Here is a 16,284-nt window from a genome sequence, read left to right as displayed (position 1 = left end):
CATTTGTCCACATCATCTCGGATATGTCTTTGTGCACTCCATCCTTAGCTTTGCACCTGCGGCAGCGCCCGGTGGATATGTGATATTGGATTGGTGATATGTGATATTTGATTTAACGAACACGTGGAATCCGAGGCCGATCGATGTGATTGAACGAATACGTGGGATTGCGTGGCCCTGCGGTGGTAAATGAACACGTAGGATTCCGTGGCCCTGCGGTGGGATTGAACGAATACGTAGGATTCCGTGGCCCTGCGGCCTACTCCATCCTACGCTAAGGTGGATCGGACCTTCGGCCCTGGTGGTTTGTTAAGCATTGATACTCTTTTATTTTTATAGATAATTGAGCGTTACCGTTAGCCCACTAAAGTTGTCCGAAATCCCGCCTACCAACTAATTTACCTTGCTTATCACTCACGGAATCCGGATGTTAGACCGTCTACGGATGGGGAGCTATCACTTTCCACCTGATCCTATTAACGTGCTGGAACAATCCCTTAAGGCACGACCATCTAAACCTTACACCATGCAGCCACGCTATTTACTCCTCTTTTTTGCCGTCGTATTTGCTACTGTGCTTAACGGCCAGGCCAACTTACCCGTCCTCTACTCCACCGACACGGTTATTTCCCTGAGGAATGGAGATGATGCAGAGACAGAAAGTTGGAGACTGGCTCCTGAACTGTACCCGGACCAATTTTCCTCCAGTAAACTGGGCGAAAGCGTCACGTTCATATCTGACCTGGACTCCATCAGTTACACGTTGAAAGAAGGGGAAGCCTTTGACTTCGTGGTGGTTCGCGGAACGGACTCTGCCTTTACCCGTATCGTCTACGAGGTATCCAAACTTCAGGTATTGAAAGCCTACGCAGCCTACGATACTGATGAACGGATGGATATCCCCAACTTTACCTATGCATCTGCCGATAGCCCCTACCTGCTGGCCTTGCGAGAGAAATACCATTTGGATTCTATTGCCGGCCAGGGCAATGATATATCCCAAATGCTTAACCTCATGCGGTGGGTGCACAACGCCGTTGAACACGATGGAGGCAAAAATAATCCCACCACCATGGACGCAGACGCCCTGATCACCACCTGTGGGGCGGGCAAAGGCACATTGAATTGCCGCGGACTCGGCGTCGTACTGAATGAAGTGTATCTGGCGATGGGCATTCCTTCCCGCTTCGTGACGTGCCTTCCCCGGGATACCACCGATTTTGATTGCCACGTGATCAACACGGCCTATTCCCAACACCTGGATAAATGGGTCTGGTTGGACCCAACGCAAAACGCCTACGTCATGAACGAAGAGGGTACTTTATTAAGCATCCCGGAAGTACGCGAACGGCTTATCAACGACGAACCGTTGCTCATCAACCCCGACGCAAACTGGAACTACCGCGCCACCACCGACAAGGAATGGTACCTCGGGTATTACATGGCCAAAAATCTGTATCGTTTTGCTACGCCACTACACAGCACCTATGGGTACGAAACTAGTGCAACGAATAAGCAACGTGTCTACGTAGAACTCCGGCCGGCCGGAACAGCTCAGGAGCTACCAGCCAAAGCAGTTGAGACCTGGGCGGATAACGTCAACGTAACTACCTACCGGACGCATAACCCTGGCCTGTTTTGGACGAAGCCGGTAGTTGGTGTGAAATGAGTCCGTGCAATTTTGGGCTCATGATTATGTTTGAGCTGGCAATTTTGCGCTGCCGCGGGTGCACGGTAAGGACCGAGAAAGGGGTTGATGTGCAATAACGATTCAAACTCGAATCCTTGAATCTAGTAGACGAATTCAATATCAATACTCGCGGTGTTGTCGAGCAGCAGCATTGGAATATCCTCCAGGTTAATGGAATAGAAATTGACGTCACCCTTCAGTACGAAAAGGTGGGATCTTGAGAGATAACGACTGAGTAGTTTAGTGCCGTCCTCCCCGAAGAAAACGAGCCGGTAATGGGACTTTCTACGTCGCTCTTCGATCTCAAAATCAACCGGAGACATCACTTCCAAGCGGTAGGTCTGCAAGCCGTAGCCGAAACCGTACGCGTGTTCCAAGATGCCATCCGTTTCGTACTGGTAATTGCTTAATCCGCGTTTGATAACTACTTGGTCGAGCACCTCCACTTGTTGACTCTGGAAGTAGATGGTAAAATCGGTCTTGATGCCACCTAACTGTTGAGAGAGTGGTTGGGCAGATAGCATGGTGCTTAGGGAAAAGAAGAATAGCAGAGTTAGGGTTTTCATGGTTGGGTGTTTGCTGGTGTAAATTCGACAGTGAAAATAAAGATGGGACATCGTGGAAAGTCCAGCAAGTATGCCAGCCAGTCCTTTATTATGATCACTTTAACTGAATCTGTTAGGTTACTTTAAATAAAACCAGCGATGCCAAGTGGCTCTCTCGATACTGCGTATCACTAATTGCTCCAGTTGTGATGATTCGATGCTTTAATCAGTCTTGTATTACCAATTCCTTACAGGTCCAATTCACTTCTCAACCTCCATTTCATTCTGATGTGATAGCTAGTCCCAAACCTCAAGCAAACTTGGAAAATAAATATAAAACGAGGACACTGAACAGAGTCAGGAAAAAGATCGTATAGGCTATTTCTAGCAGAACAAACTTTTGGGATATACTCTTACTCATGAAGAAATTAAACCGTGTCAAGTTACCTATCTGGAGGTCCTGAGACTCAACGACTTTTTCCATCGACGCTTCGTAGTCGCTGAAAGAGACGTCGTCGATTAAGAAGAAGTTATTCTCTTCAAGTTTCGGGTAGCTACTCTTTACCACTTTGTTCAGGACGGCGTAAAGTTTGTAACTGAAAGGTTTGGCAACGAGTATCGCGAACAGCAATGAGATGGATAAGCCTATGATCAAAACTGGAACGAAGTATTGATTCAAACTCAGATTGACGTTAAAGTAGCTTTCAAATACGATCAAACTTGATACCAATGCAGTATTCAACCTGATCAAAATGGACGCCTTTTTGTCCGCGATGGAGATTGAGCTCATCAACAAACGACTCTGGTTCTTCAGATACGTATCTAAGGTTTTGCTCTTGAACGCTTTCTTTGATGACCCTTTTTTGGACTTGGCCTTGATTGTGTCAATACTTGCATCGCTTTCCCGCATCGGTGTATTCTTTTCATTATTTGCCCCCACTGCCGGTGATTTTTTTTGCATTGAGGTGGATCCACGGAAATCGCTCTAAATTGGCAATCTAACTAGTTACCGTTCCACTAAGGATGAATCGCTTGAAAACTCGCGCTGACTTGGTTGAAGGGACGAGGAATCGTCCCAAGAAAGCGTGGTAACAGCAATTTCGGAAAACAATATGACTTTTGCAAGGTGGGCCTCCGTGGACCCTTCAGGTGGTAATTGCCGAAAAGCAGTACTAGGGACAAGTTGATACCGCTGCAAATACGGCTCACACATGGAGCGGCCAGTAGCCATTAATTTCGATAGAAGTCCGTATAAATCAACTGGCCAATCAGTTTGCCTGGCTGGTTCATCCCCATTTAATTGCACCTGCGGCAGCGCCCTCTGCTACTCAATACGCTTTTCCATATTCTGCAAGGACTTCAGATAAAGATTAAGGTGAAAGGCGCGGAGTTCGGCGTGGCGAGTGAGTTTGGCCAAGTCGGAACCCATTTCACGGTATAGACGCTCCGGGTCCGGAAGGCACTGACGCATATTGCTGGGCTCGACGCTTCGCAGGCACATGAGATCGACGTACTCGGCGATCTCCGCGATGGTTTCCAGCGTAATGGCGTCGTGACGGGCTAGGTCTTGCTGGACGTAATCACGACGAAAAGCGGACAGCGACGCGAGGGAGGAGCGGTATTCAAGGTCCTCAATAAGCAGCAGGTCGCCGGCGGCGGACATTTGTTCGTAAACCATCGGCTCGAAGCCACGGAAGACGCCGCGCTGCAAAACAGTTCCGATGGCTTCGAGGGCTTGAGGGAGGGATTCCGGGTTTTTGTTTCTAAGCAGATCGATACCCGTCCCTAAGTCTTCCAGGTCGTTAAGTGCGTCGGCGATATTGCTCTGCGTGGCGTCGATCTCGTAGGCGATTTCCTCCGTGATGGCATCCTGGTATATCTCCAGTTTATTATTGTCACGTGCCCTATCGCCGCAGCGGTTTACCCCGAAGGCGATGAATAGGGAAACAATGATCAGGGATACTTGTAAAAGGTAATCTTTCCAGTTTTTGACGGACATAGGGGTGTAGCTGATGCGGATGAAAGATACGTGAAAAGTTTCAATTAAAGCGACAAATAGAACGAAAGAAGTAAGCCTCTAAAATCATTGATCACATACATATTAAAGATAAGCAGGCGCTGCCGCAGGTGCGCAGTAAGGACTGACGAATGGGATTGTTTTTGTAGGTGTGTATCAATTTTTTGACACGGGTTTATTCTAATTCCGTTAACCAAGGATAGCATAATGCAAAAGATTCTCTCCAAGTCATATTCCAGTGCCCACCATTGGATTTTCCTCCTGCTATGATTGCAAAATTTAATGAATTATCATCCATTGCTTGAGATTCAAATTTAGTAAAGATTGCTTCCGCATCCGTTATCATCTCTTTTCCTTCATTTGACCCTACCCTGATAAAGATTTTTTTGCCGCCTAAATTAGCTTCAGAGAGATACATAGCCATCAGACGTTCTCTATCTACTATCGACGTTTCCGAGCCTTCGTGTCCCGATAGCGCTCCGGTAAATCTCGATCTGAACTCAACAGGTAATATCGACCATTGACCACTTCACTACCCTCTTGAAAGCATCCTAAGCATTCCTGCCGATAGTAGATTTCGTATACTCGATTAGGTAATGACTTTACTCCGATGTACTTCCCCGCTAGTGCGTTGCAGATACTAAGGTATTCGTAGGACTTCCAGCGCAAAGCGCCGCTCAATGACACCTTACGCACTGACATGTCCGCTCCATATTCAGGAGCACGTACCTTCTGCTTATACTGTCTCGACGACCAATCATGTACTGCAGCGGGTGTCCGCATGTCTAATGCTTCGTGAGGCCGCATCTCGTTATACTCCTTCACAAATAAGTTCATAGAGCGATTCTGAGTCCTTAGGTCGACCTGACCTGGACTACAGCATTCCGCCTTTAAATCTCGGTGCATTCTTTCGTGACGCCCGTTTTGTGAAGGGCTCCCAGGATCGCTAAACACTGGCACTATATCGTGATCTAACAACCAATAAGATAGAGAGCCAAAGCCCCGCGGGCTCTGGATACTAGCGAAAGCACTACCATTGTCACTGTGTAGATACTCAGGTTGTCCATAGCGCTGAAAAAGAGCTTAGAGCTCCTTCTGAGTATCCCACCATGTCTCCTTGTACTGTCCTTTAGCTAAGAGTAGGTAGCGGCTTTTAGAGTCGCACACTGTCATTGGAGAGCATCTTCTGCCATTCCCCAGGTAGAACTTACCCTTATGGTCTACGGACCATATCTCATTGTTTGCGCAAGGATCAAACACCGGACGCTGGGGCTCAACTAAACGCCTTCTCTTATTAGGAGTAATCAGCTTTTCACGTTTCAGAATATTATTGATAGTCGTTGTACTTGGCACCGCCTCTTCAATATACTCCTCTAAGAGTTTGACCCGAATCTTCCTGGCTCCCCATTGATTCTTATCCTTTCGCAAACGCCAGAACTTGATTCGGTCAATTATATAATCCGGCGTCGCATTCGGACTGGATGATGGACGACGAGATCGCTGTGCAAAGCAATTATCTCCTTCAGCTTGGTATCGAGCTACGAGATTATACCCCGCCTGGCGGCTAATCTTGTAGGCTCTGCAAAGACTTGAAAATGAATATTCGTCCGTTAGGCAATCACGTATGAATGATTGCTGTTGGTCCATCGATGAACTGCTTTTAAATGGCATGATTTTTAATCAAATCTCGCCAATTAAAAGTGTCAAGTATGTCTCTTGTACGTTGTCAAGTTTGTCTGTTGACCGACCTCGTCACGCCCAACGTTTGCAGCCGCGCAGCCCGCGCCTCCCACCTAAGATAAGGCAAAGCAAAGGATGGTCCCTCCCCCAAAACTTCGGCTCCGCCCCACCGACGATCCGCGCGGGGGGTGACGCGGCTGCGGTGTTCTGCGAATTTTATTTTGTCAATAAAGTTGGATTTACGGTCTGCCCTATTTTCTGATAGAGCCTATTGTAGGTCATCTGAATCCATAAAAGTTATCAATGAATCCAATGAGTTCAGAAATCCTCCCGGAAGCATCTATCGTTCCAAAGTAGACACCATCTGATAGCGTATGATGATCTTCGATCAACCTCCAACGAAAATAGAAGCGGTTGTGGTGACAATTTATGTCATCAACTATAGTTAATTTATGACTTATTCTACTTCGAAATAAAGTCACCAATCCAACTAGCTTATCTCTACCAATAATTTCTTCAGGAACATGAGTATCACTATAAATGATATCTTTAGAGGTGGACAATCTAATTAGTTCACCTCTTCTGTCTGAGTGGGGAGAGTTCCAACCTTCTATAAAAGTGATTATTATATCCATTAGTAAATAATTTCAGTTTTTGAGGGGTCGTCTAGTAACTCAATATACTTCTCTGCGACACTACTCGGGTGATATTTATCTGCACCTTCATGCATATGGCCCATGATAGTTATCAAGCCCACATTTATATTGTGCTTATTCAATAATGGGTTAAGTTGGTAGACAAGATTTTTCAATGAAGCCTTTCCTAAAGACAGGGAACCAAAATCAGAACTAGGATTTTCCGAAAAAACAGCACCTGTGAAAATTACTGTACCCCTCTTGTCAGATAGATGTTGAATATTACTTTTAACTACCTCAAGACCATTCAAAACAGTAATTTTGTAGTCATCTAACATTTCTGATATATTATCCTCTAAAATACCACGCATCTTTAACGCAGCAGCATTATAGATAATGAGATCAACACCTCCAAGTTCAGCGACAAGTTCACTAACTGCTTGCAGTAATCTGTCCGTATCATATGCATCTGCCACCCTAAACGTAGTAGAAACTCCTTTTATCATGTTGGAGCTGGAATATTTTTCTAGTCTATCTTTACTTCTACTTATGATGCCTAGTCGATAACCTCTGCCTCCCAATAGATGACCTACATAGTGACTTACCCCAGGTCCGTATCCAATTATGATAGCTGTCTTCATGGTTTGTTTCTTAGTGAAGCGCAAAACTATGTTTCTTAAACTACCTACACAATAACTATCCACATGGATAGTATAAACTTGTCTTATGAAATTTGAAGGAAAAGAAATTAGATTATCCGTCAGAAATGAGAGCTTTCATTGCTCTATGGATTTAGTCAATCGATACATTAGTGGGAAATAGAGATTACCAATACTCTGGTATCTTAGTCAGGAGAAGCTTCGGTTTAACCAAATCAAAAAATTGATTCCCGAAATCACTGACAAAACTCTTACAGATCAACTGAAAAAACTCGAAAAAGATAAATTAATAGTTAGAGTAGAGATTAAAAGTAAGGAGCCAAAAATAGTAGAATATAGTTTAACCGATTTTGGGGAAAGTTTAAATCCACTCTTACAATTGATGGTCGATTGGAGTCATCAGTTTTTTAAGGAAGAGGGGAAAATTATATTTCAATAGCTTGTTTTGTTGATTTCGCAGAACGATTACAGCCCACGCAGGCCGCGTCTTTAACTTTACTAAGATACTCAATTGGAACTAAAAGGGCACTGGGCCGGTAAGCGAGCATGGCCAAAACTCCGGAGCTTGCGGAGGACTTTTGGCCATCCGAGTGTTCGGACCAGTGGCCGGGCTATGGACTTAATATTACAATCGACTCGAAGTAACAGCGGCTTGACGTGGATTGCCGTGTTGGGCAGATTTTATTAATTAGACCAATCATAGATCTACTCACCCATATAGATTTGGTTATCCGTATATGTTTGCTGGTTAAGGAGCCTAGTTATCTAGATTCGATTACTCAACACTCCATCGGTAATGGATGATCGTGATGAAGCCCTGCCTATAATCCATCCTGCTCACTAATCATATTCAAAAAGTCTCTGGTTCTGATGACTTTCATCTTTGGGAATTCAGTTTCCTTCAAAACATTTAAGTGCTTGTCATCAGTCACAATGAATTGAGCATTTCCATTGAGTGCACAATCGACAAATTTGTTATCATGCGCATCCGCGTATATTGCGGCCCATTTAAAATATATTTCAATCTTATTCACGTCAGGCGACCTCATCAAGAAGTTACCAATGTTTTCTGCAACTATTGCATTTGTTCTTTGCTCTAGTATTTCAACGTATTCGGAAAGAACATCATTAGAAACGACCAAAGTGATTTGACCGTGGAGAAGTGAATCAAATATTGGACGGAATTTAGATTTTCGACCAATTGAAACGATCAGGCTATTTGTATCTAATACAACTCTCACTGCTCGCTGAATTCCTTATCTCCTTCTAGCCAGTTCTCCATAGTTTGATCAGACCAGTTTTTCTCCTTCCAAAGCCTATCCATCTCAGCGCTGGCTTTCTCAGCAAAGAAATTTGCCAAAGTCCGTTTAAGAGAGATCAGGTCATCATCATCAAGATCATGACTAAACATCTTCATCAGTTCAAGCTGTACGTTAGTTAGTGGTGATTCTAGTACCATTTTGACATCTTTTGTCTTCTAATCGATAGTAACAGGTTAGGCCATTTTTAAGTTTCGCCTGTCAGGAGTCTGTACATTTTCCGCCTAACACAACAGTGAACGAACGTCCTCTGAGGCATAGTGTTTGTTTCTTTCTGGCCCAACACGACCATGAACGAACGTATTCTAAGTCATAGTATTTATTCTGTTACGCCCAACGTTTGCAGTCGCGCAGCCCGCGCGCACCACCAAAGATAGGGCAAAGCACAAGATGGTCCCTCCCCCGAAACTTAGGCTCCACCCCACCGGCGATCCGCGTGGGTTGACGCGGCTGCGGTGTTCCATGCATCTAAATTTCCTGTAAGCCAATTGCTTTTAGGAAAGCAAATGTTCCATCATAGAAACGAATATCTCGTGTTTGATCTCTTGAGTCGCCTTCTGGAATAAAGATGATCATACCTTGTCTCGCCCTAGTCAGCAACACCCTGTATGAATTCAACAAATATTGTTGATCAACATCCTTCTTGATCTTCTGCCACTTGGTCCCACTCAGTTTTCTGAAATTCCATTCATTATTTTCATCAAGAAATAAATTTGCTCCCCATGCTAAACAAGTCCAATCTATTTCTAGACCTTGAATATCAAACTCAGTTGCAACTTCCTCTAGAAAGTCTGACGACCTAATGTCAGAACTTGTGTTTAAAAACCAATTGGAAGGTACTATTGAATGAGCAACGTCCACGCTAACAGTTCTTAGCCTTTTAGCTCCTGACGATGATACTATTCCGATCCTCTCTGTTCCTCTTCGTCGGAATCTTAACCATTGCTTTGCTTTCTTTAAACTTCTAGTCACCACGATAGGAAATTCTTTGTGAATCGATTCGTAAGTTTGCTGACATCGTAGCAGGTTAACATCAAGTAAGCTTTGTACGAATTCTGACACCCGTTCGGATCTAAATGATCTAACTGAGACAGCAAGATGTAAGTTAGTCTCTCTATTTCCGTTGTACTTTAGCCACGATATAGACTCGGTGGTCCTCAAGTAATTTTGATCTTGAACAATCTGCTCCGAAAAATAGACCTTCCAATCAGTATACGAATTACCTAGAGAAGCTACCCATTCCTCTAATCCTGCTTCACCAGTGTTTATCTCTTGTCCACCACCGATGAGACAAACTATGGTACACCAGTCACTATGCCGATCCATTACGCTGATTAAGAATTCCGGTTCTGACATATCAAAATCTGAAACTCCCTTCTTACGAGACATAAAATCAGAAGCTTGTTTTTTTGTCCATGCACGTTGGGCTTCATCAAATACTACGACTTTCTCAACTGGCGGCTTAATTGACCTTAAATTATCATCTCGAAAGTGGTGAATATTTTGGATGAAAGCGTTCGATTTTATTGCTGCTTCTTTTTTTGTGATGATTACTCCCGAGCTTTTTCCTGTTCTGACTTCATCGCGCGTTAACGCTTCTCTTAATACATCGACTAGAGGGCCGTTTCCAGAAAGGAATACTGCATGTTCATCCTCATCAACTTTCATTCGACTTGTTGCAATATTTAAACCAGCCAAGGTTTTACCTGCTCCTGGAACCCCTGTTACAAAGCATATCGATTTTTGTCTACTTTGCTTCGAGGATTCTATTATTGAGCTAAGACAGTTCGCTGTTTTAGATAAATTTATCGCTCCGGAGTCAGACCTTGATATCTCGTCGACATTATGCCCTTTATATAATGCCTGAGCTGCTTGGACGATTGTTGGAGTGGGCTTATAGCTAGAATTTTCCCATGCCCCTACATTTAGACAAGAACTAACATCTAATCCATCTATGTATTTAATAAATGGACCTAGGTTCTCAGCATTCAACTTCACTACATTTGAAATATTCTTGATGAACTCTAAAGAGAAACTCTCCTCGTACCCCTTCGTACAGACTAGTACCGGAATTAGAAGTGCAGAATGGCTCCCTTCATGAAAGTTCTGTAGATCAATTGAATAATCGAGTACTTGCTCAACGGCATGTTTTGGGTAAGACTTTTCACCGATTTTAAATTCTACGACCAGAATTATGCCATTGATAATTAAAATATTATCAACTCTTTTACCCATTCTGGGAATTCCAAACTCAAAATAAATTTTACCTCTAATATTATCATCGATAGCTTCCTGTAGTAGTTGAATTTGCGAAACCCATGCGTTCTTTTGTAGATCGTTTAGATCAAATGAATGATTTAGGCTTAATTCGCCCAGGATATGGTTGACTTCTAATTTCTTGAACTCACTAAATTGATCATCATAATAGCTTCTTTTCACTGTCTCTGTTTTTTACATTGCATGGAACGATTGCAGCCCACGCAGGCCGCGTCCTTGACGCCACTAAGATACTCAATCGGAACTAAAAGGCCACTGGGCCGATAAGTGAGCATGGCCAAAACTCCGGAGCCTGCGGAGGACTTTTGGACATCCGAGTGTTCGGACCAGTGGCCGGGCTTTGGACGTAATACTACAATCGACTTGAAGTGACAGCGGCTTGACGTGGAGTGCAGTGTTGGGCGGATTTTTATTTCTCGTAAGTTATTCTGACTCTTGTCATTGTTTTACTTTTCATACAGCGGTCGGCTTTGCGAATAACGTCATGTGACTACAACTCCTTATGCCTATTTCTATAGTCAGATCTAAATGCAAGCATGCTGAAATAATTAGACTTTAAGAATTCGAGTCTTTCTTTAATTAATTTGACGTGTTCGTATTCAAGATTTTCCCTTAGCATTTTGATAAATCGAATCTCACCATCTTCAGGTATGTTTCCGTCGAAATAAGATTCACAATAGTACGATTCTGCTTTTGAAAGTTGTAACAAATCTGCTCCAGACTAAACCACCCCTTATAATATTACAATCCTAAGAATTCGGTAAGGCTTTCGGCTAAAATGATATTTGCTTCGCTAATATCCTCAGTATAATTGCATGGAACTGTCAGTACTATCAACGTGCAATCAGATGACACTTCTAGATAACTGTAATATACACTATCCCCTCCAGTTTGGGCAAAGACTGTAGAATTCTGTGGTGTCAAATCAGACCTGAATTCACTATCAATTGTAGGAATAATTCCGGCATAATAAAAATATAGATTCGGAAATTTTCTTTGAATTGTCTCTGCTAATTGATAAGAAACATTGCTTGCTTGGCTTCATTGTTATTCGCTTATGCTTTGATCTGCATACGGAAGCAGAGCCACATCTCTGAGACTTCCAAGTAACGTTTGCGTTTTAACCTTTGAAACAGCCATATTCATCCGCATCGTATACTTTTATAGCGTCCTCAATAGTATTCACTTCTTTCGCCGGTGTATACGCATGCCATTTCAAGTCTGCCCTCATCCAGTAGATTTTCCAGATGTTTCTTGATTTAACATATGTGAATTTTACATTTGGATATGAACGGTAATCGGCTAAATTCCCATAGTCTCTTGGTCGTACCTCATTTATATAAACTGAATGATTCTCAATACTGTAATTAATATCGAGGTTAGGCCTAATTTCGGCGGGTGGCCTAATTGATTGAACGTACTGATCTAAATATTCTTTTATATTATCCATACTCTTTCTCTTTTATTTAGTCGAACACCTAAATCATCGAATGTCATCAAGTGCGTTATTTTATACTTTCTTCGCCTAACACAACGATGAATAAACGTATTCTAAGTCATAGTATTTATTCCTTTTGCGCCCAACGATTGCAGTGCACGCAGGCCGCGTCCTTGACTCCACTAAGATACTAAACCGAAACTGAAAGGCCACTGGGCCGATAAGCGAGCATGGCCAAAACTCCGGAGCTTGCGGAGGACTTTTGGACATCCGAGTGAACGGACCAGTGGCCGGTCTTAGGACGTAATAGAGCCGTCGACCCGAAGTGATAGCGGCTTGACGTGGATTGCAGTGTTGGGCGGATGTTATCTTCTTAAGATAATCGATCTCTTTGTCTCTTCAAGATCAGCATACTCTGCCCTATCGTAATTCGTGACTAATTTGTTATTAATAAGGTACTCAACAATGCCTGACGAAATAAATTCCTTTTTTTCTAAATCGTACATGGCTAAGTATCTATTTATCAAACTTTTCGAAAACTTTTCGTGGTTTCCGTTTATAGCGTAGCCTTGATGGGCTCTTTCTAAATGGTATTTATAAAGTTTGATAAGAAAGTTAGTCACTTCATACTCGTATATATCAGTATTAACTAATTCGCTGTAAAATTGAAGTTCGAATTTGCTAAATTCTGAATTAAGGTTATCCGAAAGAGATAAATGGCCGAACGTTACTGAACCAAGTCTATCTATAAATTCTTCTTGATAAAACTGTCTACGGCTTTCTGTTTTTCGTGCTCTTTCGATTTCTTGTTGCAAAATCTCATCAACATTGACAAAATGTTTAATCAAGATAGTTTTGAATGTATCAATTGCATTTTCATCCTGACAAGTCATATAAAAGTTTCCAATGTCTTGTTTAACATATTGCTTTACAACACTATCAACTAAAGAAGCAGAAATTGATTCATCAACGTGTAATATGACCGCAACGCTGTCTCTTAGCCTTTCCGGAAGCTTTACTCTATGTTGAGCTACCTTTAGCCATATTTCATGCATATTACTTAATGATTTCGCCCTATAACCGTGCGAATATTTTATCTGAGTATCACCAACATTTGTAACTGGACCAATGTAGGTTGGCAACCATAATTGTTTCGCGGGGTAATCAGATTCTATATAACTACAATAAGGCAAGTTGATATCTAAACCAGTGCTATTGTAATAATCAATTTTCTGATGCTTGATACTATTATTTACTCGCTGAAGCGTATAGGCTATTGAATCCTCGAAAGAAAGCTCTAAAGTTGTAAAATTCTCTATCCCGTATTTACGGATACCATGGCCACTTGGTAGATAAATTATACTATCTTTTAGAGATAATTTCCCTTGACCTACCCTTTCGTTTAAGTAATATAAATAGACTACCGAATCATTGACTATCTCAATATGTTGTACATCTAAATCACTTTGAGTTAATAGCTTCTCAACATGGTAATGGCCGTTTAGGTCTAATTTTCTCTCGCAACTCCATGAAGTGATAAGGATTAGAAGTACTGCTATTTGGATAATTACTTTTGCCATACTAAATTCAGAAGTGAGCTATAGATTTTACTATTCTTTTTAGCCCAACACAACGATGAACGAACGTATTCTAAGTCAAAGTATTTGTTCTTTCTCACCCAACGTGACGATGATCGAACGTATTCTAAGTCATTGTATTTATTCTTTTACGCCCAACGATTGCAGCCCACGCAGGCCGCATCCTTGACTCCACTAAGATACTCAATCGGAACTAAAAGGCCACTGGGCCGATAAGCGAGCATGGCCAAAACTCCGGAGCTTGCGGAGGACTTTTGGCCATCCGAGTGTTCGGACCAGTGGCCGGGCTTTGGACGTAATACTACAATCGACTTGAAGTGACAGCGGCTTGACGTGGATTGCAGTGTTGGGCGGATAATATTCAATCCTGTATTCATCTTACAGTAATTCTAACATAATTAATTACTATGTCGCTTAAGGCCTCCGCGTACCCGTCATTGCCAATTTTTGCTTGCAACGACGGGTATACATTTTCCTCATCACTATTCTCTATTAAATTAATCCTCTTTTCCACAATGAAGAGTAATCTATCCAGTTTTTTTTCTACCGTATTGTCAAAGAATTCAGCGTTGAAAAACTTCCATCGTTCCCCAATCTCAATTTTCTTCACAATTCTCTTTTTGTAGCAAAATTGAATTTCTGATAAATTTGACTTATCCCATTCGATAGAAGAAAACTTATTATTTACCGCCTCCTGTATTAATTTATTAAGTTCATAATTCAATATCAAAAAGTTTGCCTCCCAATAAGAAACACTTCTTGGCTTATGAAATTCTTCTTTTGTTTGTAATTCAGGAATTCTTGAAAACTCTTCTCCTACGCTATAAATTGTTCCAGCAGAATAAATACCATTTACATCAAATGATACATAATCATCTTTGCAATTTTTCAGAACGTTTTCTAATTGATATGGTGCTTTGTCATTATTAAAATGAAAAAACATTGGGTAAAAATCTTGTTTCAGGTTGACGTGATTACCCCTTAACCGTAACTCATCAAAGCCATATAAATTGATAGTTTCAAAAGGCATCTTCAGTCCATATTCTTTAAAATTTAAAAAGTAAATATTATCTACCCCTCCTTCATAATTTTCGATTGTCCAAATGTCAAAATCTTTAGATTTGTCTTCAATACCGAGGTTGCCTTTACCTTTTCTAGATTTGTATTTTATGTCTAAACAATTTTCCTCTTCATTGACGAAGTAAATTACTTTTTCCCAAAGTTCCCCACCTGTTTCAGCTAAATTTAAACAAATTGCATGGCAATCGATATCCTTTATTTTATGTTTCTTAGGTATTACCCTTAGCATTTTATTTACGATCATTGCCATGACTTCATATTTTAATCTATTTATTGAAAAGTACACAAAGATCAGCGAACGTCAGTATACTTTTTTGATTCCTTTTACCACCAACACGATGATGAACGAACGTATTCTAAATCATAGTATTTATTCTTTTACGCCCAACGATTGCAGCCCACGCAGGCCGCATCCTTAACTCCACTAAGATACTCAATCGGAACTAAAAGGCCACTGGGCCGTTAAGCGAGCATGGCCAAAACTCCGGAGCTTGCGGAGGACTTTTGGCCATCCGAGTGTTCGGACCAGTGGCCGGGCTTCGGACGTAATACTACAATCGACTCGAAGTGACAGCGGCTTGACGTGGATTGCAGTGTTGGGCGAATGATTGTTTTAATTTCGCCTGTTAGTTTAATACTGGGACATTTCAATTATGTCAAAATTGGACAGCCAGTCTTTCTTTTTTATAAATTGTCCGTTTGAGTCTTTATACATGTAAAGTGCATTAGAGCTCGGATCAATTAGCATGGTATCTTTTAGAAATCCTTTATCATACGGTTGAATATCGAATATGATTAGTGAGTCACTCAGATGGTATTTTCCATTAATTGTTTCAGTATAACCAAACATACCATTAATTTCTGTAGTCACTCCACCATCCGTTCTAAACACGAGAGTGTACGAATATAAGTCATCAACCATTATAGCTTTTATTATTACAGCTGATTTAAATAGCTCTGAGTTATAAATAGTCGTCGTAAGAAGTAGAACAGCAAAAGAAACATGGAAAACTTTACTAAGAAACATCATTTTACCTTTGCCATTTAACACTCTATAGATTATAAAGATTAAAGTCGAAATGTAGATACAAAACATAATTAAAAGCAGAAGTCCATATTCAAATAAATATATGAATGCTCCGCCTTCAAAACTATTGTAGTACCAGAAGAACATTGAAACAACTGAAACAACTGAGAAAAAATCAATCCATTTATACAGTATCGTATCATTGTGTTTCATGGTAATTACTCTTATTCTTTATATTACAATCCTGAATACCAAGTGATTTAACTCTTAGCTCCACTCGACGGCTTATTATGTCTATTCATTAGTACTGGCTTCCCAT

The 16,284-nt window shown here is 41.5% G+C and carries 16 protein-coding genes; 2 read left to right on the top strand and 14 right to left on the bottom strand.

Features of this window, described 5'->3' with window-relative positions; genetic code table 11:
- Window positions 1–526: 526 nt before the first annotated feature.
- The gene (locus A3850_RS13840; RefSeq protein ID WP_068217573.1) at window positions 527–1,669 is read left to right on the top strand and encodes a transglutaminase family protein; all 1,143 of its coding nucleotides are present in this window, start codon (window positions 527–529) and stop codon (window positions 1,667–1,669) included.
- 122 nt (window positions 1,670–1,791) lie between these two features.
- On the opposite strand, the gene A3850_RS13835 is transcribed toward A3850_RS13840, so the two are convergent.
- The 7 genes from A3850_RS13835 to A3850_RS13815 all read right to left on the bottom strand — a co-directional run bounded on the left by A3850_RS13835 (window position 1,792) and on the right by A3850_RS13815 (window position 7,208).
- Window positions 1,792–2,256: a hypothetical protein gene (locus tag A3850_RS13835; protein WP_068217570.1), complete on the bottom strand. Its 465-nt coding sequence runs from the start codon at window positions 2,254–2,256 to the stop codon at window positions 1,792–1,794.
- Between the two features lie 289 nt (window positions 2,257–2,545).
- A complete protein-coding gene (locus tag A3850_RS13830; RefSeq protein ID WP_068217566.1) occupies window positions 2,546–3,196 on the bottom strand; it encodes a hypothetical protein in 651 nt (216 codons plus the stop codon).
- Window positions 3,197–3,559: 363 nt separating this feature from the next.
- Window positions 3,560–4,234 (bottom strand): hypothetical protein, encoded by a 675-nt coding sequence (locus tag A3850_RS13825; RefSeq protein ID WP_068217564.1) that lies wholly within the window; start codon window positions 4,232–4,234, stop codon window positions 3,560–3,562.
- A 193-nt stretch (window positions 4,235–4,427) separates the two neighbouring features.
- The gene (locus A3850_RS20240) at window positions 4,428–4,676 is read right to left on the bottom strand and encodes a hypothetical protein (RefSeq protein ID WP_157501197.1); all 249 of its coding nucleotides are present in this window, start codon (window positions 4,674–4,676) and stop codon (window positions 4,428–4,430) included.
- Window positions 4,677–4,693: 17 nt separating this feature from the next.
- Window positions 4,694–5,206 (bottom strand): integrase core domain-containing protein, encoded by a 513-nt coding sequence (locus tag A3850_RS20625; RefSeq protein WP_369916980.1) that lies wholly within the window; start codon window positions 5,204–5,206, stop codon window positions 4,694–4,696.
- 129 nt (window positions 5,207–5,335) lie between these two features.
- Window positions 5,336–5,899 carry a helix-turn-helix domain-containing protein gene (locus A3850_RS20620; RefSeq protein WP_197494059.1) on the bottom strand — a complete coding sequence of 188 codons (564 nt, stop codon included), beginning with the start codon at window positions 5,897–5,899 and terminating at the stop codon, window positions 5,336–5,338.
- Window positions 5,900–6,566: 667 nt separating this feature from the next.
- Window positions 6,567–7,208: an SDR family NAD(P)-dependent oxidoreductase gene (locus tag A3850_RS13815; protein ID WP_076639954.1), complete on the bottom strand. Its 642-nt coding sequence runs from the start codon at window positions 7,206–7,208 to the stop codon at window positions 6,567–6,569.
- Between the two features lie 190 nt (window positions 7,209–7,398).
- Between A3850_RS13815 and A3850_RS13810 the strand changes: the two genes are divergently transcribed.
- Window positions 7,399–7,665: a helix-turn-helix domain-containing protein gene (locus A3850_RS13810; protein ID WP_082921817.1), complete on the top strand. Its 267-nt coding sequence runs from the start codon at window positions 7,399–7,401 to the stop codon at window positions 7,663–7,665.
- A 382-nt stretch (window positions 7,666–8,047) separates the two neighbouring features.
- Here the strand turns inward: A3850_RS13810 and A3850_RS13805 are convergent, their stop codons facing one another.
- The 7 genes from A3850_RS13805 to A3850_RS13775 all read right to left on the bottom strand — a co-directional run bounded on the left by A3850_RS13805 (window position 8,048) and on the right by A3850_RS13775 (window position 16,178).
- Entirely contained in the window at window positions 8,048–8,467 is a 420-nt protein-coding gene (locus A3850_RS13805; protein WP_068217554.1) for a putative toxin-antitoxin system toxin component, PIN family, read from the bottom strand.
- Window positions 8,464–8,685 carry a hypothetical protein gene (locus A3850_RS13800; protein WP_068217383.1) on the bottom strand — a complete coding sequence of 74 codons (222 nt, stop codon included), beginning with the start codon at window positions 8,683–8,685 and terminating at the stop codon, window positions 8,464–8,466. Before A3850_RS13800 ends, A3850_RS13805 begins: the two co-directional genes overlap by 4 nt.
- A 328-nt stretch (window positions 8,686–9,013) precedes the next feature.
- Window positions 9,014–10,984, bottom strand: a complete 1,971-nt coding sequence (locus A3850_RS13795; RefSeq protein WP_068217551.1) for a DUF2075 domain-containing protein — start codon at window positions 10,982–10,984, stop codon at window positions 9,014–9,016.
- Window positions 10,985–11,942: 958 nt separating this feature from the next.
- Window positions 11,943–12,272 (bottom strand): DUF3024 domain-containing protein, encoded by a 330-nt coding sequence (locus A3850_RS20615; protein ID WP_068217548.1) that lies wholly within the window; start codon window positions 12,270–12,272, stop codon window positions 11,943–11,945.
- Between the two features lie 353 nt (window positions 12,273–12,625).
- The gene (locus A3850_RS13785) at window positions 12,626–13,840 is read right to left on the bottom strand and encodes a hypothetical protein (protein ID WP_068217447.1); all 1,215 of its coding nucleotides are present in this window, start codon (window positions 13,838–13,840) and stop codon (window positions 12,626–12,628) included.
- A gap of 391 nt (window positions 13,841–14,231) precedes the next feature.
- On the bottom strand, window positions 14,232–15,188 hold the full coding sequence (locus A3850_RS13780) for a hypothetical protein (protein ID WP_068217546.1): 957 nt from the start codon (window positions 15,186–15,188) through the stop codon (window positions 14,232–14,234).
- A 381-nt stretch (window positions 15,189–15,569) separates the two neighbouring features.
- Entirely contained in the window at window positions 15,570–16,178 is a 609-nt protein-coding gene (locus tag A3850_RS13775; protein WP_068217543.1) for a hypothetical protein, read from the bottom strand.
- Window positions 16,179–16,284 lie beyond the last annotated feature (106 nt).

The sequence above is a fragment of the Lewinella sp. 4G2 genome (assembly GCF_001625015.1).
Lineage (GTDB): Bacteria > Bacteroidota > Bacteroidia > Chitinophagales > Saprospiraceae > Neolewinella.
Note: the sequence above shows the minus strand (reverse complement) of the source record. Positions and strands in the feature narration are given on the sequence as shown.